Source organism: Streptomyces formicae (assembly GCF_002556545.1).
GTDB classification, from domain to species: Bacteria; Actinomycetota; Actinomycetes; order Streptomycetales; family Streptomycetaceae; genus Streptomyces; species Streptomyces formicae_A.
On sequence record NZ_CP022685.1, the window covers coordinates 7311535 to 7331711 of the forward strand.

General features: G+C 74.2%; 12 protein-coding genes. 5 read left to right on the top strand and 7 right to left on the bottom strand.

Annotation, left to right across the window (positions count from 1 at the left end):
- Positions 1 to 48: 48 nt before the first annotated feature.
- From KY5_RS31885 to KY5_RS31895, 3 genes are read right to left on the bottom strand one after another with little or no spacing between them, the layout of a single operon-like run.
- Positions 49 to 1995 (bottom strand): substrate-binding domain-containing protein, encoded by a 1947-nt coding sequence (locus KY5_RS31885; RefSeq protein ID WP_098245453.1) that lies wholly within the window; start codon positions 1993 to 1995, stop codon positions 49 to 51.
- On the bottom strand, positions 1985 to 3535 hold the full coding sequence (locus KY5_RS31890) for a sugar ABC transporter ATP-binding protein (protein WP_098245454.1): 1551 nt from the start codon (positions 3533 to 3535) through the stop codon (positions 1985 to 1987). Before KY5_RS31890 ends, KY5_RS31885 begins: the two co-directional genes overlap by 11 nt.
- Positions 3532 to 4578 (bottom strand): LacI family DNA-binding transcriptional regulator, encoded by a 1047-nt coding sequence (locus KY5_RS31895; protein WP_098245455.1) that lies wholly within the window; start codon positions 4576 to 4578, stop codon positions 3532 to 3534. Before KY5_RS31895 ends, KY5_RS31890 begins: the two co-directional genes overlap by 4 nt.
- 487 nt (positions 4579 to 5065) lie before the next feature.
- On the opposite strand from KY5_RS31895, the gene KY5_RS31900 reads away from it, so the two are divergent.
- Entirely contained in the window at positions 5066 to 8701 is a 3636-nt protein-coding gene (locus KY5_RS31900; RefSeq protein WP_234362957.1) for a WD40 repeat domain-containing protein, read from the top strand.
- Positions 8702 to 8908: 207 nt separating this feature from the next.
- Here KY5_RS31900 and KY5_RS31905 read toward each other — a convergent pair whose 3' ends face one another.
- The 3 genes from KY5_RS31905 to KY5_RS31915 form a co-directional block, all read right to left on the bottom strand.
- The gene (locus tag KY5_RS31905) at positions 8909 to 10183 is read right to left on the bottom strand and encodes a DUF1266 domain-containing protein (protein WP_098245456.1); all 1275 of its coding nucleotides are present in this window, start codon (positions 10181 to 10183) and stop codon (positions 8909 to 8911) included.
- A gap of 67 nt (positions 10184 to 10250) precedes the next feature.
- The gene (locus KY5_RS31910) at positions 10251 to 11534 is read right to left on the bottom strand and encodes a cytochrome P450 (RefSeq protein WP_098245457.1); all 1284 of its coding nucleotides are present in this window, start codon (positions 11532 to 11534) and stop codon (positions 10251 to 10253) included.
- The gene (locus KY5_RS31915) at positions 11531 to 12370 is read right to left on the bottom strand and encodes an alpha/beta fold hydrolase (protein WP_098245458.1); all 840 of its coding nucleotides are present in this window, start codon (positions 12368 to 12370) and stop codon (positions 11531 to 11533) included. The genes KY5_RS31910 and KY5_RS31915 overlap by 4 nt, the downstream gene beginning before the upstream one ends.
- A gap of 190 nt (positions 12371 to 12560) precedes the next feature.
- On the opposite strand from KY5_RS31915, the gene KY5_RS31920 reads away from it, so the two are divergent.
- The 4 genes from KY5_RS31920 to KY5_RS31935 all read left to right on the top strand — a co-directional run bounded on the left by KY5_RS31920 (position 12561) and on the right by KY5_RS31935 (position 18038).
- Positions 12561 to 15002, top strand: a complete 2442-nt coding sequence (locus KY5_RS31920; RefSeq protein WP_098245459.1) for a GTPase-associated protein 1-related protein — start codon at positions 12561 to 12563, stop codon at positions 15000 to 15002.
- A 130-nt stretch (positions 15003 to 15132) separates the two neighbouring features.
- Positions 15133 to 15792, top strand: a complete 660-nt coding sequence (locus KY5_RS31925) for a vWA domain-containing protein (RefSeq protein ID WP_098247591.1) — start codon at positions 15133 to 15135, stop codon at positions 15790 to 15792.
- On the top strand, positions 15789 to 16655 hold the full coding sequence (locus KY5_RS31930) for a PP2C family serine/threonine-protein phosphatase (protein ID WP_159072639.1): 867 nt from the start codon (positions 15789 to 15791) through the stop codon (positions 16653 to 16655). The genes KY5_RS31925 and KY5_RS31930 overlap by 4 nt, the downstream gene beginning before the upstream one ends.
- Positions 16656 to 16688: 33 nt before the next feature.
- Complete coding sequence (locus KY5_RS31935; protein ID WP_199843334.1) at positions 16689 to 18038, top strand: protein kinase domain-containing protein; 1350 nt, start codon at positions 16689 to 16691, stop codon at positions 18036 to 18038.
- A gap of 33 nt (positions 18039 to 18071) precedes the next feature.
- Here the strand turns inward: KY5_RS31935 and KY5_RS31940 are convergent, their stop codons facing one another.
- Complete coding sequence (locus KY5_RS31940) at positions 18072 to 20174, bottom strand: hypothetical protein (protein ID WP_098245461.1); 2103 nt, start codon at positions 20172 to 20174, stop codon at positions 18072 to 18074.
- Between the last annotated feature and the right edge of the window lie 3 nt (positions 20175 to 20177).

A 20177-nucleotide genomic window follows, 5' to 3' on the forward strand; every position in this document is an offset into this window, starting at 1 on the left:
TCGTACGGTGGTGTGGCGCGAGGGGGCGGCCGCGGGGGCGGGCGCGGCTCAGGAGAAGTCCTCGACGTTCTTCGAGGTGACGATCTTCACCGGGACCTTCACCATGTTCTCGACGTCCTTGCCCCGCGCGGCCCTGACCGCGTTCTGGACGGCGATCCTGCCGAGCTCCTTGGGCTGCTGGGCGACCGACGCGTACAGCGTGCCCGCCTCGACCGCCTTGATCCCGTCGGGAGTTCCGTCGAAGCCGACCACGGGGACGGACTCGCCCGCCTTGTCGCCGAGCGCCTTGACCGCGCCGAGCGCCATCTCGTCGTTCTCCGCGAAGACGCCGGTCACGCCCTTGTGGGACTGGAGCAGGTTCGTCATGACGTCCAGGCCCTTGGTGCGGTCGAAGTCCGCGGGCTGCTTGGCGACGACGTCGATGCCGGGGTACGCCTTGATGCCCTCGGCGAAGCCCTGGCCGCGCTCCCGGCTCGCCGAGGTGCCCGCGGTGCCCTGGAGGACCACGATCTTCCCCTTGCCGCCGAGCTTCTCGGCGAGGGTCTTCGCCGCCAGCTTCCCGCCCGCGACGTTGTCGGAGGCGACGAGCGTGGCCGTCTCGGCCTTGTTCACGCCCCGGTCGGCGGCGACCACCGGGATGTCGGACTTGTTGGCGCCCCGCACGGCCGGGCCCGCCGCGTCCGAGTCCACCGGGTTGACGATGATCGACTTCACGCCCTCGCCGGTGAAGTTCTGCAACTGGTTGGACTGCTGGGACGCGTCGTTCTGCGCGTCGGTGACCGTCAGGTCGATGCCCGCCTTGTCGGCCTCGGCCTGCGCGCCCTCCTTCATCTGTACGAAGAAGGGGTTGTTGAGGGTGGACAGCGACATGCCGACCTTGGTCGTCGTGCCCGATGAACCCGAGTTGAAGAAGGAGACCGCGCCGATGACCGCGGCCGCGACCACGGCGGCGAGCGCGATCTTCACCGCCTGCGGGCCCTTGCGCCCCATCGTCCCCGAGGCGCCCGACGAGGCACCGGGCGTCGCGCCCGCCTTGCGCCGCAGCGTGTCCAGGAGGACGGCGAGCGCGATGACGACACCGATGACGACCTGCTGCCAGAAGGCGGACACCGAAAGGAGGTTGAGGCCGTTGCGGAGCACGGCGAGGATCAGCGCGCCGATCAGCGTGCCCGACGCCTTGCCGACGCCGCCCGCGAGGCTGGCGCCGCCGATCACGACCGCGGCGATCGCGTCGAGCTCGTAGCCCTGCGCGGCCTGCGGCTGCGCGGAGACCAGACGGGAGGCGAGCACGATGCCCGCGACCGCGGCGAAGAGACCGGAGAGGCCGTAGATCACCAGCTTCTGGCGCTTCACACGGAGCCCGGAGAGCCGCGCCGCCTCCTCGTTGCCGCCGATCGCGTACATGGACCGGCCGATGAACGTACGCCCGAGGACGACGGCCGTGACCAGACCCATCGCGACCATCACGATCACCGGCACCGGCAGCCAGCCGCCGACGGTGTCACCGAGGTGCGAGACCGAGTCGGGGAAGGCGATGGGGCTGCCCTGCGAGATGACGAGGGAGAGGCCGCGCGCCACCGACAGCATCGCCAACGTCGCGATGAACGGCGGGAGTTTGCCGTACGAGACGAGCAGACCGTTGACGAACCCGCAGGCTATGCCGGTCGCCACGGCGAGGATCACCGCGAGCCAGACCGGCACGCCCTGCGACGTCGCCGACCAGGCGAGGACGGTCGCGGAGAGCGCCGCCACCGACCCCACCGACAGGTCGATGCCCGCCGAGACGATCACGAACGTCACACCGAACGCGAGGATCGCGGTGACGGCCGCCTGCACGCCGACGTTGAGCAGGTTCTGGGTGGTCAGGAAGTCGCCCGAGAGCAGCGACATCGCCACGACCAGGACGATCAGGGCGCTCAGCGCGCCGTTGTCGAGCAGGACGCGGCGGAGCGAGGACGCACCACCCGTGTCGCGCTTCAGGGTTTCAGTGGCCACGGGAGCCCTCCGCTTCGTGCGCTTCGTCTGTGGGTACGGAGTCGGGTACGGCCGCGGTGGAGACGGCGAGGGCCATCACCGCGTCCTGGGTCGCCTCTTCGGCGGCGAGTTCACCGGCGATCCGGCCCTGCGCCATGACCAGGACCCGGTCGCTCATGCCGAGCACCTCGGGCAGATCGCTGGAGATCATCAGGACCGCGTGCCCGGAGGCTGTCAGCTCGTTGATGAGCTGGTAGATCTCGACCTTGGCGCCGACGTCGATGCCGCGCGTCGGCTCGTCGAGGATCAGCACCTTGATGTCGGCGAGCAGCCACTTGCCGATGACGACCTTCTGCTGGTTGCCGCCGGAGAGCGTGCGCACGTGCTGGCCGAGCCCGGCCATCCGTACGCCCAACTGCTCGGCGATCCGCGCTGCCGCCTTCTGCTGCCCCTTGAGGTCGACGAGCCCGGCGCGGGTCGCCGAACGCAGCGTCACCAGACCGAGGTTCTCGCGCACGGAGGCGTCGAGCACCAGACCCTGGCCCTTGCGGTCCTCGGGTACGAGGCCGATGCCCGCGCCCATCGCGGCGTTCACGTCGTGCCGCGGCAGGCGCTCGCCGCCCACGCCCACGGAACCCGCGTCGTAGGGATCGGCGCCGAAGACGGCGCGCGCCACCTCGGTGCGCCCGGCCCCGACGAGCCCCGCCAGGCCGACGACCTCACCGGCCCGCACCTCGAAGCTGACGTCGTGGAAGACGCCGTTCCTGGTGAGACCCGCCACGGACAGCAACGGCGGCCCGGTGTCCGGGCGTTGGCGGGGATACTGCTGCTCGATGCTGCGGCCCACCATCAGCCGGACGAGCTCGTCCTCGGGGGTCGACGCGGGCACCTGGTCGATGCTGCGGCCGTCCCGCAGGACGGTGACGCGGTCGCCGAGGGCGGCGATCTCCTCCAGGTGGTGGGTGATGAAGACGATGCCGACGCCGTCCTCGCGCAGCGTGCGGACGATCCCGAAGAGCTTGTCGACCTCCTCGGAGGTGAGGACCGCGGTCGGCTCGTCCATGATCAGGACGCGCGCCCGCAGGCTGAGCGCCTTGGCTATCTCGACCATCTGGAGCCTGGCGATGCCCAGTTCGCGCACCTTGGCGCGCGGCGAGACGGCAAGGCCGACGCGGTCGAGCAGCTCGCGCGCGTCGTCCTCCATCCGCTTCCTGTCGATCATCCCGAAGCGGCGCGGCTGCCTGCCGAGGAAGATGTTCTCGGCCACCGTCAGGTCGGGGACGAGGTTGAACTCCTGGTAGATGGTGGCGATGCCGAGCCACTCGGCGTCCTGCGCGCCGTGCACGCGGACATCGCGCCCGTCCACCACGATCCGTCCCGCGTCCGGCCGGTAGGCGCCGGAGAGCATCTTGATCAGGGTGCTCTTGCCCGCTCCGTTCTCGCCGAGCAGGACGTGCACCTCGCCGCGCCGCAGGTCGAAGTCGACGGAGTCGAGGGCGACGACGCCGGGGAAGGTCTTGCGGATGCCTTCGATGCGCAGCAATTCGTCCGGGTGGCTCACCGGGTGCTCCTTTCCGGGCTGGGGGCGTCGGTCGTGGGGTCGGGCTCGCCGCAGGAACGCCGGACGACGAGACGGGCGGGCAGGGTCACGGACCGCGGGCTCCTGCCCTCGATCCGGTCGACCAGTGCCGCCACCGCGGCTCGCCCGAGGTCGCCGGTCGGCTGGGCGATGGCGGTGACCGGTGGGTCGGTGTGCACGAACCAGGGGATGTCGTCGAAGGCCGCGAGCCCGATGTCGTGCGGCACGCGCAGGCCGTGCGAGCGGATCGCGTCCAGGGCGCCCAGGGCCATCAGGTTGTCGGCGGCGAAGACGACGTCGGGCGGCTCGGGCAGGGCGAGGAAGCGCTCGGTGGCGCGCCGCCCGCTGGCCGCCTGGAAGTCGCCCTGCCCGATGTAGGCGTCGGGCAGGGCGATGCCGTACGCGCGCAGCGCGTCCCGGAAGGCGTCGACGCGCTCGCTGCCCGTGGTGGTGGCGGCCGGGCCCGCGATGATGGCGAGCCTGCGGTGCCCGAGCCCGTGCAGGTGCGCGACCAGGTCCCGTACGGCGTCGCGCCCGTCGGAGCGGACCACGGGGATGTCGAGCCCCGGGATCCACCGGTCGACGAAGACCATCGGCGTCCCGGCGCGCGCGGCGTCCAGCATCAGCGGGGAGCCGCCGTCGGTGGGCGAGACGAGCAGCCCGTCGATCCGCCGGTCGAGCAGGGTCCGTACGTGGTGGTCCTGGAGGTCGGGCCGTTCGTCGGCGTTGCCGATGATCACGCTGTAGCCGAGCGCGCGGGCGGCCTCCTCGACGGAGCGGGCCAGCTCGGTGAAGTACGGATTCAGCACGTCGCTGATCACGAGTCCGAGGGTGCGCGTCTGATCGGTGCGCAGGGACCGTGCGACGGCGTTGGGCCGGTAGCCGAGCGCCTCCACGGCGGCGAGCACGCGGGCGCGGGACGCCGGGCTGACCGAGGGATGACTGTTCAGCACGCGCGACACCGTGGCCACGGACACCCCGGCCTCGGCCGCGACGTCCTTGATCCCCACGGAACTCGGGGCCATCGCCGTCCACCTCCTCGTGGAATCGATTACACGAGGATTGGAAACGATTACACGGGCGTGTGGCAAGAGGGGGAGTCGCCCTGATCGGCGAGCGAGACCTGATTGTGATCGGGGGCGCCCCGTCAGGGGCGCGGGGAACTGCGCGAGCAACCACGACGAGGCCGCAGCCGCGTCTGCCGAGGACCCCGCAGTCGCGACTGCGGCTTGTCGCGCGCTGAGCGCGCAGTTCCCCGCGCCCCTGACGGGGCGCGCCCTGCGGCCTCCCCCCGTGCGTGTGGCCGCAGGACGCGCGTCCGGCAGGACGGCCGGGCCCCCGTACCCGGTCCTGCCACTGCTATTCCAGCGCCCGGGACGTTGTCTCACAGCCCCTTTCCGTGCGGGTGGACAAAGCGCGGCGGGCGCCCGGGGTTGGCTCGCGGGCCCCTTCTCCGTGCCGCGATCCGTGTGCTGGGCTGGTCAGCCGTACGTCTTAGGGGGCTGAGCGGTAGTGGGGCGCCGAGAGAAGCCGATCGATCCCGGGGCCGGTCCCGTGCAGAGCTTCGCCTTCGCGCTGCGCAAGTTACGCGGGGAGGCGGGCACCCCGACGTACCGGGCGATGGCGGAGGGAGCCGGGTACTCCGCCGCCGCCCTCGCGCGCGCCGCGGCGGGCGAGACGCTGCCCTCGCTGGCCCTGACCCGGTCGTACGTGCGGGCCTGCGGCGGGGACCCGGGGGAGTGGGAGCGGCGCTGGCGGGCGGCGAGGGACGAAGAGGCGGCCAGGCCCCGGCCGGTGGACGAGGGGCCGACGGGTTCGCCGGACGCGCCCTACCGCGGCCTGGCCCGGTTCGAACCCGATGACCACCCGCTGTTCTTCGGCCGCACCCGCCTCACGGACAGCCTCACCGCGCTGACCAGGGCCCACCGGTGCGTCATGCTCCTCGGCCCCTCGGGCAGCGGCAAGTCCTCCCTGCTGCGCGCCGGGCTCATCCCCCGGCTGCGGGACGCCGAGGGCCCGGCACCGCGCCCGGCGGCGATCCGCATCCTCACTCCCGGGCCCCGCCCGGCGCACGACCACCGCGAACTGTTCACCCCGGCCGAGGGGCCGGGGGAGACCTGGCTGCTGGTGGACCAGTTCGAGGAGACGTTCACGCTCTGTCACGACGCCGCCCGGCGAAGGGAGTTCATCGACAGGCTGCTGTCGGCGGAGGAGCCGGGGAGCGGGCTGCGGGTGGTCCTCGGGATGCGGGCGGATTTCTACGCGCGCTGTCTCGAACACGAGGGCCTCGCCGCGCTCCTGGGGCGGGCGAGCCTGCCGGTCGGGCCGATGACGTCGGACGAACTGCGCGAGGTCGTCGTCAAGCCCGCGGCCGCCCAGGGGCTGATCGTGGAACGCGCCCTGACCGCACGCCTCGTCGAGGAGACGCGGAACGCGCCGGGCGGCCTTCCGCTCCTGTCGCACACCCTCCTGGAAACCTGGCGCCGCCGCCAGGGCCGCACCCTCACCCTGCGGGGCTACGAGGCCGCGGGCGGCGTCCACGGCGCCGTGGCCAGGACGGCCGAGGACCTCTACGCCGGCCTCGCTCCTGCCGAGGCCGAGACGGCCCGGCACATCCTGCTGCGGCTGATCACCCCGGGCGACGGCGCCCCCGACACCCGCCGCCCCATCGACAGGACCGAGCTCGCCACGACCCGCCGCGCGAACCCCGGCCCCGACGACGTGCTGCAACGGCTGACCCGGGCCCGCCTCGTCACCCTGGACGGCGACACCGTCGACCTCGCCCACGAGGCGCTGATCACCTCATGGCCCCGGTTGCGGTGCTGGATCGAGGACAACCGCGAGCGCCTGCGCCGACACCGGCGGCTGACCGCCGCCTCCCACAACTGGCACGAGCGCGGCCGCGACAGCGGGGCCCTGCTGCGCGGCACCGAACTCGGCGAGGCCGAGGACGCCTTCGGCACGCCCGGGGAGCGGGACGAACTGACCGCGCGGGAGCGGGAGTTCCTCGACTGCTCGACCCGGTCCCGGCGGCTGCGCACCCGTCGGGGCCGTCAGCTGACGGCGACCCTCGCCGTGCTCCTCGTTCTCGCGCTGGCCGCGACCGTCGTCGCCGTCCAGCGGACGGCCACGGCCGACGCGCAGCGGGACCTGGCGTTCTCCCGCGAACAGGCCGCCCGCGCCGACCAGTTGCGCGCCGACCGGCCCGAGGCCGCCATGGTGCGGGCCCTGCGGGGGTACCGGCGGGCGCCCACCACGGAGGCGCGCAGCAGTCTCCTGAGCGCGCACGCCCGGTTCTACGCCGAGCAGTTCACCGGCCACTCGGACTCGGTCCAGAGCGCGGTCTTCTCGCCGGACGGCCGCACGCTGGCCACGGCGAGCTTCGACCACAGCGTCAAGCTGTGGGACACGCGCTCCCACCACCTGCTCGCCACCCTGAACGGCCATGCCGACGCCGTCAACGCGGTCGCCTTCTCACCGGACGGCCGCACCCTGGCCACCGCGAGCAACGACCGCGGCGTCAAGCTGTGGGACGCCCGCTCGCACCGTCTCCTGGCGACCATGACCGGCCACACGAACATGGTCGAGGCGGTCGTGTTCTCTCCCGACGGCCGCACCCTGGCCAGCGCGGGCGGCGATCGGACGGTGCGTCTGTGGGACGTCCGCACCCATCGCGCACGCGCCGTCCTGACCGGGCACGGGGACGCGGTGTTCCGCCTGGCGTTCTCCCCCGAAGGCCGCTCACTGGCCAGCGCGGACACCGCGCGCACGACCCGGCTGTGGGACGTGGCCTCGCGCAGGACCCGCGCCGTCCTGGCCGGTCGCACCGGCGCCGTCACCACGGTGGCCTTCTCTCCCGACGGGCGCACCCTGGCCACCGGGGACAGGAACCACCACGTCAAGCTCTGGGACGTACGCTCCCGGCGCCCGCGCGCGACGCTGACAGGGCCCACCGACACCGTGCAGGCGGTGGCGTTCTCACCCGACGGCGACACCCTGGCCGCCGCGAGCGTCGACGGGAGCGTCCGGCTGTGGGACCCGCGCTCGGGCAAGGCCCTGGCCGAGCTGACCGTGAAACGGCCCCTGTACTCGGTGGTGTTCTCGCCGGACAGCAAGACCTTGGTCACCGCGGGGCAGGACCCCGCCGTCCGGCTGTGGGACGTGGCATCGCACCGCAGGACAGGGGCGCTGCCGGAACGCTCGGGCCCGCTCACCTGGCGCGTGCCCTTCGCCCACCCCCGGGCCCTCCTCACGGTCGACCAGCAGGCCCGGACGGTCCGCTGGTCCACCGCCGCCCCGCGCGGTGCCCCGGCTCCGATCCGCTTCCCGGGGACCGTCGTCGACTCCCTGGTCAGCGGCGACGGCCGGGTGCTCGCCACGGCCGACCGCGACCGGACCGTCCGCGTGTGGAACCTCGCCACCGGAAAGCGGATCATCACGTTCCGAAAGAGCGTCTGGACGCTGCGGCAACTGTCGATCACGCCCGACGGTCGCACACTGGCGGCCGGAGGCAAGGACGGCACCATCCGCGTGCTGGACACCGCCACCCGCCGCACCACCGCCGTGCTGCGGAGCGACCGTCCGGTGACCGCGCTGTCCCTGCGCGCCGACGGGCGGTCCGTGGCCTTCGCGGGAGGCGGTGGCGACGGCACCGTGCGGCTGTGGGACGTCCGTTCCGCGCGGGCGGACAAGCCCCTGCCGGGCCGACCGGACTATACCCTCGCGCTCTCCTTCAGCCCCGGCGGCCGCACCGTCGCCGTCGGCGGCAACGACGGCACCATCAGGGTCTGGGACGTCGCGGGCCGTCGCGTCGCGTCCACCCTCACCGGCCACACCGGCCCCGTCGTCGGGGTGGAGTTCAGCCCGGACGGCGCCACGCTCGCCACCACCAGCGTCGACCGTAGCCTGCGCCTGTGGCGTGCCGGCCGCGCGTACGCCACGCTCACGGGCCCCGCCGTCGCGGACGCCGCTACGGTGCGGTTCTCCCCGGACGGGCGGGCCCTCGCGGTCATCGGCTCCCGAGGCGCCGCTCGCGCCTGGAGCATCGACGCCGACTACGTGGCCGCACGCGTCTGCCGACTCGGCGCGGCACACCACTGGGCCCGGCTCCTGCCCGACCAGCCGGTGGACGACGCGTGTCCGTCCTAGGCCCTGTCGTCACACTCCCGTCGTCGCCCGAAGGGCGGCCCCGCGGCGTCTGGTGCGTGCGATCGCAAGGCGCCGGGATGTCCTCGTAGTGGGCCTACTCGGGCATTCCGGCAACGCCGCGAGCGTGCGTGCCAGACGTCGCGGGGCAGACGGGAGTTTGACGACAGGGCCTAGAGGCGTATCCGTCCCCGTACGAAGGCAGCGGCGTCAGGCGTCGTGGAACGGCACCGTCAGCCACGGGCTGTCCGGGTCCGTGGTCAGCACGCGGTGGGCGTGCAGGACGTCCGTGTACCAGGGGCCGAAGCCCTCCTCGTCGAAGTGGAGGCAGCGGCCCAGGACGTAGCCCGCGGAGAACTCGGGCCAGGAGGCGTACGCGGACCGCGCGGCGGCGCAGACGCGTTCGACGGCTTCGCGCAGTTCGGCGTGGGTCGCGTAGCGGGCGCCCCTGCCCCAGCGCGCCATCTTGGAGGCGCGCCCGATGTCCCAGGCCGCGACGGTGCCGACGAGGCCGTCCGGGGGCAGGAGCGCGTCGGCGCGGAACCGTGCCTCGTAGCGGAGGACCTTCCCCGCCAGGGCGCGCAGGGCCGTCACGAAGGCGTCCAGTTCGGGGTCGTCGCCCGGCAGGTGCGGCGTGCCGGGGCCGCCGGACTCCAGGGCGCGGGCGCGCAGTGCCGACTCGATGCCGTCGCGCCACTGCTCGGGGTCGACGCGCGGGCCCCGGCGCGCGATCAGCTCCGTGCGCGCGCCGAGCACGAAGTCCCAGTACCAGGGGGAGACTTCACGGGCGAGGAGCCCCTCCTGCATGGCGAGCCAGCCCTCGCGGTCGTGCACGCCCCAGGACTCCGCGAGGCGGGCCACCTCGTTGTGGTGGCCCGCGCCGTGCCAGTCGAGGGTGTTCCACGCGTCGCCGTTGGCGAAGCACAGGTGCGCGCCGCAGGCCAGGCCGTGCAGCAGCGGCCCCGGGCCCGGCGCCCCGGTGCGGCGCGTCTCGATGCGGTCGGCGCCCGCGCCCGGCCTGTGGTGGCGCCGGTGCAGGTCGGCCCAGACCTCGCGTTCGTCCTCCGTGGTGAGGTAGTACTGCTCGCACGGCGTCGCCGCGTTGATCACCAGGAAGTCGACGTCGTCGGGGCAGCCTTCGGCGAGGGCGCCGAGCGTGACGTACTCGTACACGACCGCCGGATGCGGGCGGGGCAGCACCCCCGCGGTGTAGACCTGCGCCACCTTCCTGCCGTCGGGCAGCTCGACGGTCAGGAGCGGGCCCGCCGCGGCCTCGGAATCCTTGTCCGCGAAGGACACCGGACGGTACAGGCCCTCCACGGCGACGGCCCGCAGATACGTGTACGCGTCGTCGGCCTCGCACAGCTCGTACAGGTGCTCCTCCAGATCGGCGGGCGCCTGCCAGCGGCTGCCGTCCCGGGGTGCGGCGATGCCGGGGAACACGTCGTCGTGGTACTCGTCCTCGGCCTCGACTGCCGCGCGCATGCTCGATCTCCGCTGTGGGATGGGTGATTGGATCTTGCACCCTACGCCGGGGAGCCGCACGGACGACCTATGCGGGAGCGCCGAACCGCAGCGACTTCAGGCCGTTGATGAAGTGCGAGACGAGCCGCCGGGGCGGCTCCACCAGGCGCAGTTCGGGCAGGGCGCGGACGGCCTCCTCGTAGAACACGCGGAGTTGGAGGCGGGCGAAGTGCGCGCCCAGGCAGACGTGCGGGCCCTCGCCGAACGCCACGTGGGGGTTGGGCGCACGGGACAGGTCCAGGCGGTGCGGGTCGGTGAAGACGCGTTCGTCGAAGTGGGCGGCGGCGTGGAAGACCACCACCTTGTCCCCGGCCGCGATCCGCGTGCCCGCGAGCTCCGTGTCGCGCGCCGCCGTGCGGCGGAAGCTGAGCACCGGCGGGTGGTGGCGCAGGAGTTCGTCCACGGCCGTGCCGGTCGCGACCTCGCCGCGGCGCAGCCGCGCGTACTCGCGCGGGTTCTCGGCGAGCGCGAGCAGGCCGCCCGGCGCGGCGGAGCGCACGGTGTCGTTGCCCGCGACGGTGAGCAGGAAGAAGAACATCTCCAGTGCCGGCTCGGTGAGTTCGGGATCGGTGGCGAGGGTCGTCATGACGTCGGGCTCGGCGTCGTCGCCACCGGGCGCCCGCCGCTTCTCGGCGGCCAGCGCCCGCGCGTAGGCGAACATGTCCCGCAGTTGCGCGGGCGAGCGCGGGTTCACCGGCTGCCCGTCGGGCCCGATGACCGGCGGCGCGGCCTCGTCCGGGTCCTGGTAGCCGATGACGCGCCGGGTCCAGTGCAGCAGCAGCCCCCGGTCGGCCGGGGGCACGCCGAGCAGATCGGCGAGGTTGAGCAGGGCGTACTCGTCGGTGACGGCGGTGACCACGTCGAAGGTCCCGTCGGTCTCGCGGGCCCGCGCCACCGCGGCGGCGATGAGTGAGGCGGCGCGCTCGCGGGCCCGCGCCTCGAACCGGTCGACCCGTCGCGGGGTGAAGGCCCGGCTGACCAGCCTGCGCAACGTGCCGTGGGCCGGGGGGTCCTGATTGAGCATCATGCGCCGGATGAACGGCAGGTCGGCCGGGTCCGGGTCGCGGATCTGGGTGGCGCCGAGGTGCGAGGAGAAGGTGGCGGAGTCCTTGAGCACGCGGACCACGTCGGCGTGCCGGGTGACCGCCCAGAAACCGGGGCCCGAGGGCCAGCCGAGCACCGGCTTCTCCTCCTGCCGGGCCACCGGGTGGTGATCGCGCAGCACGCGGTAGCGGTCGTGGGGCGGGCCCGCCGCGTAGACGCGGGGGTCGAAGACGTCGGGGACCGGGGGCGGCCCGCCGCGCCCGCTCATGCCGGGGCGTCCCCACCGGCGAGCGCGGCTCCGCCTTCCGGGTCGCCGTCACCGCCTCCTTCGGCGTCGTCGTCCGCGCGCAGGAAGTCCTCGACCGTACGGATCAGTTCGAGGGGGACCTCGTCCATCGCGTAGTGCCCGGCCGTCGACAGCACGGCGAGCTCGCCCCGGACGTACGACCGCAGCCAGGTGTTCCGCATGAGGTCCGCGGAGAGGGCGGGGTCGAGCGCGCCGGTCACGGTGAGCGCGGGCACGGCGGAGCCCGCCACCTCGGTGTGGAAGTCCTCGCCCGCCCAGGAGTCCAGCCAGGCGCGGAACGCCTTCGGGTCGCTCACGGCGAGGGAGCGGTCCACCATGCGGTCCAGCCAGGCGCGGGGGCGTACGCCGCCGGTGGTGATGTCGATGATGGTGCGGCGGCTCTCGGGCACCTGCGCCGCGGAGGCGAACAACTCCCACTGGTCGGGCGGCAGTCGAAGGCCCTGCGCGGGCACGGGTGACACGCCGACCAGGCGTCGTACGCGGTGCGGCGCGGCGGCCACGACGCGCTGCGCGACGCTGCCGCCCATCGAGTGGCCGATCAGCGAGAATCGCTCCCAGCCGAGCCGGTCGGCCAGGTCGAGGACGTCGGCCGCGCCCTCCGCCGTCGTGAAGGAGCCGACGGCGCCCTTGGCCTCGCCGTACCCGCGCAGGTCCACCACCGCGTACTGGAAGGCGCCGAGGTCGAGGTCGTCGAGCACCGGCGCGTACGCCGAGCGGTCGGCGAACCAGCCGTGCACCGCGACGACCTTGTGCGGTCCCTCGCCGAGCAGGGTGTGCGGGAGCAGGAAGGAGGCCACGTCGACTCCGATCGCAGGCGGCGTCGGACGGCACCGGCCGGCGGCCGCCCGCGACCACGGTGTCCTCAACGGCCGGGGTGCGCAAGAGCGCGCGCCCGCAGTGGCCGGGTGGTCCCGCCGATGCCGCGGAGACGGGGGTCAACTTGGCGGACGGCCTGCGGTCCGGTGCCGCGGTTGGTCAGAATGTGGCATGGCCATCCGTCGCCTCAGCTACCGGCTCGGCCAGGAGCCGCACACCGGGTCCCGCCGTCTGATCCCCGCACCAGGAGGCCAGGGCCGACGTCCCACAGAACCGGGCGACGAGGAGGTCGCCGCGGCGGTCGAGCGCGTCATCGGCACCGGTGTCGGCACCGGCGCGGACGTGGAAGCCGGTGCCGAGCACCGGGGCGACGGCGCCGACACCGCCTGCGAGCTGAGCTACAGCCTGCTCCCCGACGGCGGCCGCCTGCTCTGCGCCGCGCTCCCCGGGCAGCGCGTCGAGGCGCTGCACCTCGGACCCGACACCCCGGGCCCCGGGCCCCAGTGGCCCATCGACACCTGGAGCGCGGCCAGTTGGGAGCCCGGCGCGCCGGAGACGCTGGGCGCGGGCTTCGTCGAGTCCGAGCTGCCCGCCGCCGAACCGGCCGCCGCCCGCGCCCACGCCGACCGCGAACTGCTCGTGGAGTTCGCCCGCGCGCGCTCCGGCCGCGTCGCGCCCTTCCTCGCCGATGTGCGCCGCCTCTTCGACGACCCCGCGGGACGGCAGATCGTCCTCGTCGAGGAGGACCCCGCGGCCGTGGCCCGCTGGATCGCCCTGGCCTGCGCCTCGCTCCCCGAGGCGTACGTCCCCGCGCTGACGTTCACCACCTGGACCAGGGACCCGTGGCGGGCCCCGCAGCAGATCATCGGCGTCGGCCCCGACGCCGGGTTCGACCGTGCGGACGAGGCGACCCTCACGCACCTCTACCGCGTGCACGACGCGACCGGCGGCCCCGGGAGCCCGCCGCTCCCGGTGAGCGACGCGTGGGCCGAGCTGACGGCGGAGCGCTGGCTCGCGGGCAGCCCGCCGACGCCCCCGGCCGCCGCCCCGGCAGGGACGGACGACGCCTTCGCCCTCATCCCCCTGCTCTCGGGCGGGAGTTCGGGCCCGCTGCCCCCGGACGGCGCCGACCTCGCGGGGCTGAGCGGTGACTCGCTGCGCGCGGTCGTCGACGCCTTCGCCCGCGCCGTGGGCAAGGGGGAGACGGACGAACGTACCCTCGGTGAACTCGACCGGCTCTGCCGGGGTCTCGACGGCGAACACGCCGTCGCCGCACGGCCCCTCGCCCTCGCCCTCGTCAAGCACCGCCTCGACGCCACGGGCGGGGGCGAGCTGCCCGATCTGACGGCCTTCGAAGGGCTGCCGCTCGGCCAGGACGCCTGGCGGGAGCTGCGCGAGACCTACGGCGGCCGCGCCGACGACGCCCTGCGCCGCACCCTGCGCGGCCCCCTGACCTCCTGGACCGAACCGCTGCGGCTCGCCCTCGCGGTCGGCGCCGACGGCGGCCCCGGACTCGCCGAGGCCATGGACCGCCTCGCCACGGCCCTGCTGCACCCCGAGCGGCGCGACTGCGCGCACGCCGTGGAGGTCCTCGACGCACTCGACCACACGGCGTTCACGCGCCGGGTCCTGCGCCTGCTCATCGTGGACTTCACGGAGCGCAAACTGGACCGGCTGCGCGAGCTCGCCCGCTCGCCGCAGGGCGAGTGGCTGCGGCGCAACATCGAGGACGCGCCGCTCACCGTCCGGCTCGCCGCGGCCGCCGCGCACTGGAGCGGACCGCCCGACCACCTGCGCGGCGCCGAGCTCTTCGGACGGCTCACCGAACTGCTCGCGGGACAGCGGGTCGACGACGCGAGGACCCTGAAACTGCTGTGGCGCATCGTGTGGCGCGGCGGCGTGCCCGACCGCGCCGAGCAGCCCTGGATCGCCCGCACCTGCACGCCGCGCCTGATCGTCGAGGCCGACCTGGGGCGCCGCGTGATGGGCTGGGTCAAGGAGCCGGACCACTGCGACCGCGACCTCGTCGAGTTCGCCAGGGCCATGATGGGCGACCACCGGATCGGCGCCCACGAGCGGGCCACCGCCGAGCTGCTCGTCATCGCCCAGGACCTCGCCGACGGCCGCGTCCCCGTCACCAGGGCCACCGTGGGCCGCCTGCGAGAGCTCGGCCGCAAGGTCACGCCGCTCGGCGCGGTGCTGCGCCGGGGCGTCGACGAGCGGGTGGCGGGCGCGCTCGCCCGCGCCAACCCGCTCGACCTGTGCGAGTCGCACGGACTCCAGATCCTCGTCGCCGCGGGCCCCGAACTGCTGCGCGCCTACCGCGCGCACCTGCTCGACGAGGCGTGCTGCGACCGCCTCGTACGCGAACTGCCGGACAGGCCCGCCGAGTTGGCCGCGTACTACCACATCTGGCGGCCCCGCAGACGGCACGGCGTCACCGCGGAGTGGCGCGAGGTCGCCGGTGAACTGCTCGACCAGGTGCTCGCGCCCGTCCTCGCGCACCTCGACCACCACCACCTCGGGCAGGTGGCCACCGTGCTCGAGCGCGAGGGCCAGGACGTACAGGAATGGACCGCGTGGCGGCACCGGGTGGCCCAAGAGCCGCGATGACCGCCCTCCCCTTCTCCCCGGCACGCCCGGGGCGCACCGTCTGCGGCTCCCCGCGCCGCACCACCCTCCCCACGAAAGGACCAGCGTGAGCGACACCAGCGAGGCCGCCGACAACTTCCCCGGCGGCAGCATGGCGAGCCGCCCCGTGCACTTCATCTGGATGCTCGACTGTTCGGGTTCCATGGGCGTGAACGGCAAGATCGGCGAACTGAACTTCGCCATCCGCGAGGCCATCCCCGAAATGCAGCAGGCCGCCAAGGCCAACCCCGCCGCGTCGCTCCTGGTGCGCGCGGTCACCTTCGCGAGCGGCGCCAGCTGGCACGTCAGCGAGCCGACGCCGGTGGACACGTTCGCCTGGGAGGACGTGCACATCTACGGCGCCACCGACATGGGCGCCGCGTTCAAGCTGGCGGCGGGCGCCCTGCAGACCCCGCCGATGCCCCAGCGCGCCCTGCCGCCCGTGCTCGCGCTCGCCTCCGACGGGCAGCCCACCGACGACTGGCGCGCGGGCCTCCGCGCCATCGACGCCACCCCGTGGGGCAAGCGTGCCGTCCGCGTCGCCGTCGCCATCGGGGACGACGCGGACAAGAGCATGCTCAAGGAGTTCCTCGCCAACCCCGAACTGGAGCCGCTGCAGGCCAAGAACCCGCGCCAGCTCGCCGCCGCCATCCGCTGGATGTCCACCGCCGTCGTCAAGGACGCCTCCACGCCCAAGGTCGACGACGGCACGAAGCAGACGACGCCGATCGACGTGCCGTCGATGACCAAGGGCGAAGACGACATCTGGTGAACGGTCCCTGGACGCTCCTCGACGGCGCCGTCAAAGGCGTGGCGAAGAAGTACAGCCAGGACCGCGGCGCGGCGCTGTCCGTCGCGGACGGCCGCGCCGTCGTCCTCGCGGTCGCCGACGGACACGGCAGCGCCGCGCACTTCCGCAGCGATCTGGGATCGCGCTGGGCGGTCGAGGAATTCACGGCGTGCGCCCGGGAGTTCGCGCACGAGGTGGCCCGCGTCGGCGCCGACGCGGCGGGCTGGCCGGGGCTGCGCGCGGAGGCCCGCAGGCTGCCCCGGCAGGTGAGCCACCGCTGGCGCGAGCGCGCCCTGCTGCACGACGCCAACTCGCCCGCGCACGGCGCCCGTTCGCGCGCCTTCGGACCGGCCTGCTGTCCCGGGTCGCAGGGCCGCGGCGAGGAGCCGCCTGACCTCGCCGCCTACGGCAGCACCCTCATCGGGGCCGTACTGACCGAGGACATGGTGTTCTGCTGGCAGTTGGGCGACGGTGACATCGTCTTCGTCGACGGGGAGGGCGCCCCGCACACACCGCTGTCCACCGGGCCCGACCTCGGCGACGAGACGGACTCGCTCTGCGAGCCCGAGCCCTGGCGCAAGACGCGCGCGCACTGGCAGCCCTTCACGGGCGGCATCCCGCCGTGCCTGCTGATCTCCACCGACGGGCTCTCCAAGAGCTTCGCCGACCACCAGGGCTTCCTGGACTTCGCCACCGGACTGCACGAGCGCGTCACCGAACAGGGCGTGGCGGCGGTGCGGGCCCAGCTTCCGGACTGGCTGGCGCGCGCGGCCAGGTTCTCCGGGGACGACACGACCCTCGTGGGCGCCGTCACGGCACCCCCGCGGCACAGCGACGAAACGTAAGAGCCGCAAGGCAGAGAGGCAGAGAGGAACAGCATGGTGAACGGCATGCTCGCCGCCGGGAAGACCCTGGTGGCCGAGTCGGGGGAGAAGCTCAAGGTCGCCGAGCTCTTCGGCTCCGGCGGCCAGGGCGAGGTCTACCGCGTCCTGACGCCCACCGGCGACCGCGCGGTGAAGTGGTACTACCCCCAACTGGCCGACGCCCGCCAGCGCGAGATCCTCGAAGGGCTCATCGCCAAGGGCTGGGACGACGACCGGTTCCTGTGGCCGCGCTCCATCGTGATGGACCCCGAGGGCACGCAGCCCGGCTTCGGCTACCTCATGGACGTACGGCCCGCCCGCTTCTGTGACCTGCCCGCGCTCTTCCGCCGCGACCCCTCGGTGGCCGCGGCGACGATGCGCACCCTGGTCACGGTGGCGCTGCACACCGTCGAGGCCTACCGCGCCCTCCACTCCCGGGGCATCGCCTACCGCGACATCAACTGGGGCAACATCTTCTTCGACCCGCGCACCGGCGACGTCCTGGTCTGCGACAACGACAACGCCGTGGTGGAGGGCGCGGAGGCGGGCGTCGCGGGCACCATGGACTTCATGGCGCCCGAGCTGGTCCGCGGCGACAAGGGCGTCCAGCCGGGCACCCAGAGCGACCTGCACTCCCTTGCGGTGCTGCTCTTCTACCTCCTGATGAACGACCACCCGCTCAACGGCGCGCTCGAACTGAACATCCGCTGCCTGGACATGGCGGCCAAGCGCAAGCTGTACGGCACCGACCCGGTCTTCGTCTACGACCCGAACGACACCCGCAACCGCCCCGTGCCCAGCGAGCAGCCCACCGTCGTGGCCGGGTGGAACGCGCTGCCGCAGATCCTGCGCGACCTGTTCGTGCGGACGTTCACGGACGGCCTGCGCAACCCGTCCCTCAGGGTCCGCGAATCGCAGTGGCGCGAGGCGCTCAGCCAGGTGCTCGACGCCATCACGCAGTGCGGCTCGTGCGGCAAGCAGAACCTCACCCAGCCGGACGGCGCGCCCCCCGAGTGCTGGAAGTGCCGCACCACGCTGACCCTGCCGCCGCGCCTCGAACTGGTCACGGGCACCGGCACGTTGCGCACCCGGCGCGGCATCCGCCTCGCCCCCAGCGCCCGCGTCTACGCCCACCACCTGCGCGAGGACCCGGAGCGGCACGACTTCACCGCCGTGGTCGGCGAGGTGACCGAACACCCGCAGCAGCGCGGCAGGTTCGGCCTCACCAACCGCACCTCGTCGGTGTGGACCGCCCGCAAGGACGACGGCACCGTACGGGACGTGGAACCGGGCAAGACGATCGCACTCCGCTCGGGCCTGCTCATCGAGTTCGGAGGCGGCACGGAGGCGGTCGTCAAGCAGTAACCGCCGCTGGGGCCCGTCCGGTTGGCGGCCGGTTCAGGGCCGATGCCACCGCCATCTGTGCCACCACGCCGTCCACCAGGGCGGCGTGGGTGGCGCGGGAGGTGGCGGGGGCGGCGGTGGCGGTGGGGCCGCGGGCAGTGTCGCGTAGGCCGGTGGCGTCTCGATCGTCACCGCGTCGGGCCTGGCCAGCGGTGTCACGGTGAGGGTGCACTCGGCGGCGGACACGGGGAGTTCCACCGGCTCTCCCGCCCGGTGCGCGCTGCGCGGTACGCGGCGCTGCCCGCCGAGCCGCCCGTCGCTCCACGCCACCAGGACCAGGACCGAGGGCTCGGGCCACTCGAAGACCAGCTCGGCACGGTCGCGCGCCACGCGGCGTACGGTCAACTCCGTTATGGCACCCGGGTGTTCGATGACGACGCTGGGACCGGACACGGCCCGCTCGCCGAGCACGCTCACCGCCGTCATGCGGACCCGCTCGCGGGGGCGCGGCACCAGCTCCACGCGGGTGTCGGCGCCCGGCGCGGCCGACGGGAGCCGGTCCACGAGGCCGGAGAGGTCGGTGCCGGGCGCGACGGGGCCCGTCGTCCACGGCACGAGCAGGCCGCTGCCGCGAGCGGGCGGCCGCCACGCGATGGTCACCCGCCCCGCCTCGGCGTCGCGCCGCACGCTGAGCTCCTCCACCGGCGAGGGCCACGCGTCGGCGCGCGCGGTGACGGTGACGCCGCGCGACCACTCCAGGTCGCCGTCCGGGTCGCGGTAGCCGCAGCGCACCTCGTAGGTGTACGTCCCCGGGGCGAGGGGAGCGTCGAGCAGCCGGTCGTGCTCGCACGCGAGGTGGACCAGGGAGCCCGAGCCCCAGCCCGTCGCCTCCGTCGCGGTGCCCGAGCGCGTCACGCGGACCTCGGCCGCCGCGGGATCGGGCCGCCAGCGCAGCAGGAGCCCGTCGGGCACGGCGTCGGCGCGCAGCTCCGTCACGTCGGGGGTGATCAGGACCGGCGCCGAGACGCGCGGCACTCCGGCGAGCCTGTCGCGGCGCAGCGGGAACACCGCGTACCGCAGCGGGCGGCCCACGGGCGCGTCCGCGTCCACGGAAGCAGGGCCGCTCTCGCGCGCCGAGGTCTCCACCGCCAACCGCGGTGCGCCGTCCGGGAAGCGCAGCACCCGGTAGCCCGTCCCCGAGGCGCCGCGCGGCGGCTCGCACCAGGACAGGCGTACGGCACGGTCGTCGACGTCGGCGCGCACCGCGGCGTCCGCCGGGGCGAACGGGTCGTCGGCGAGCAGCGCGGCGACCCGCAGCAGCCCCGTCTGCGCGTGCGTGTCGTCCCTGGCGCCGCGCAGCGCGCCGAGCCAGGCGTCCGCCGAGGCCCGGAACGCGCCGGTGGACTCGAAGGCGGCGCCGTCGGCGGTCAGCCGGTCGACCTCGCGGGAGCGCGCGCGGACGGCGTCGACGAACGCGGTGAGGCGGTGGTCGGCAGGCCCGTCGGGGTAGGCGGAGTCGAGGGGCAGCCGCGCGAGGAGCCGCTCGGTCTCCCGAAGGCGTACGCCAGGCCATACGTCGTTGAGGGTCTCGGCGGCGTGCCGCGCGGGCCCCGCCGGGGGAAAGCCCGTGGCCACCGCGTCGGCGAGCGGACCCGCCTCGCTGCGGTGCACGCCGAGGGCGACGGCCGCGGGCGCGTCGGGCGTGCCGTCACCGTCCCTGAGCGCGCAGCACAGCTCCCACAGGACGAGCCTGCGAAGGCCCATCGGATCGTCGCGCACCACGGTCTCCAGGACGTCGACCAGGGCCGCCGCGGTGTCCGAGCGCGGGTCGGACGAGGAGAGCCACCGGCCGCGCGCCCGCCGCACGTACGGCAGGTCGACGCGTTGCCAGATGCCGCCCCTGCCGGGGAACCAGAGGCCGTCAAGGACGCGGAAGCCCTCGTCCTTGACGGCCTTGGGGAGCGTGCCGAAGACCGCGTTCGTCGCGGTCGCCGGCGCGGGGGCGCGCAGCGCGTCCGCCGCGTGCCGGAACCGCGCCGCGCGCAGGGCGTCGCGCAGCGGCAGATAGCCGCGCATCGCGGGGAAGCGCGGCAGGACGGGCGGCGGCAGCCGGGCGCCGCTCGCCTTCGGGTGTTCGCCGGGGCGCAGGACCGCCATGCC

Excerpts from the sequence above, each read along its gene's own strand:
- KY5_RS31895 (WP_098245455.1), bottom strand. The coding sequence starts at position 4,578 with ATGGCCCCGAGTTCCGTGGGGATCAAGGACGTCGCGGCCGAGGCCGGG.
- KY5_RS31905 (WP_098245456.1), bottom strand. The coding sequence starts at position 10,183 with ATGCGCGCGGCAGTCGAGGCCGAGGACGAGTACCACGACGACGTGTTC.
- KY5_RS31910 (WP_098245457.1), bottom strand. The coding sequence starts at position 11,534 with ATGAGCGGGCGCGGCGGGCCGCCCCCGGTCCCCGACGTCTTCGACCCC.
- KY5_RS31920 (WP_098245459.1), top strand. The coding sequence starts at position 12,561 with ATGGCCATCCGTCGCCTCAGCTACCGGCTCGGCCAGGAGCCGCACACC.
- KY5_RS31925 (WP_098247591.1), top strand. The coding sequence starts at position 15,133 with ATGGCGAGCCGCCCCGTGCACTTCATCTGGATGCTCGACTGTTCGGGT.
- KY5_RS31935 (WP_199843334.1), top strand. The coding sequence starts at position 16,689 with ATGGTGAACGGCATGCTCGCCGCCGGGAAGACCCTGGTGGCCGAGTCG.
- KY5_RS31940 (WP_098245461.1), bottom strand. The coding sequence starts at position 20,174 with ATGGCGGTCCTGCGCCCCGGCGAACACCCGAAGGCGAGCGGCGCCCGG.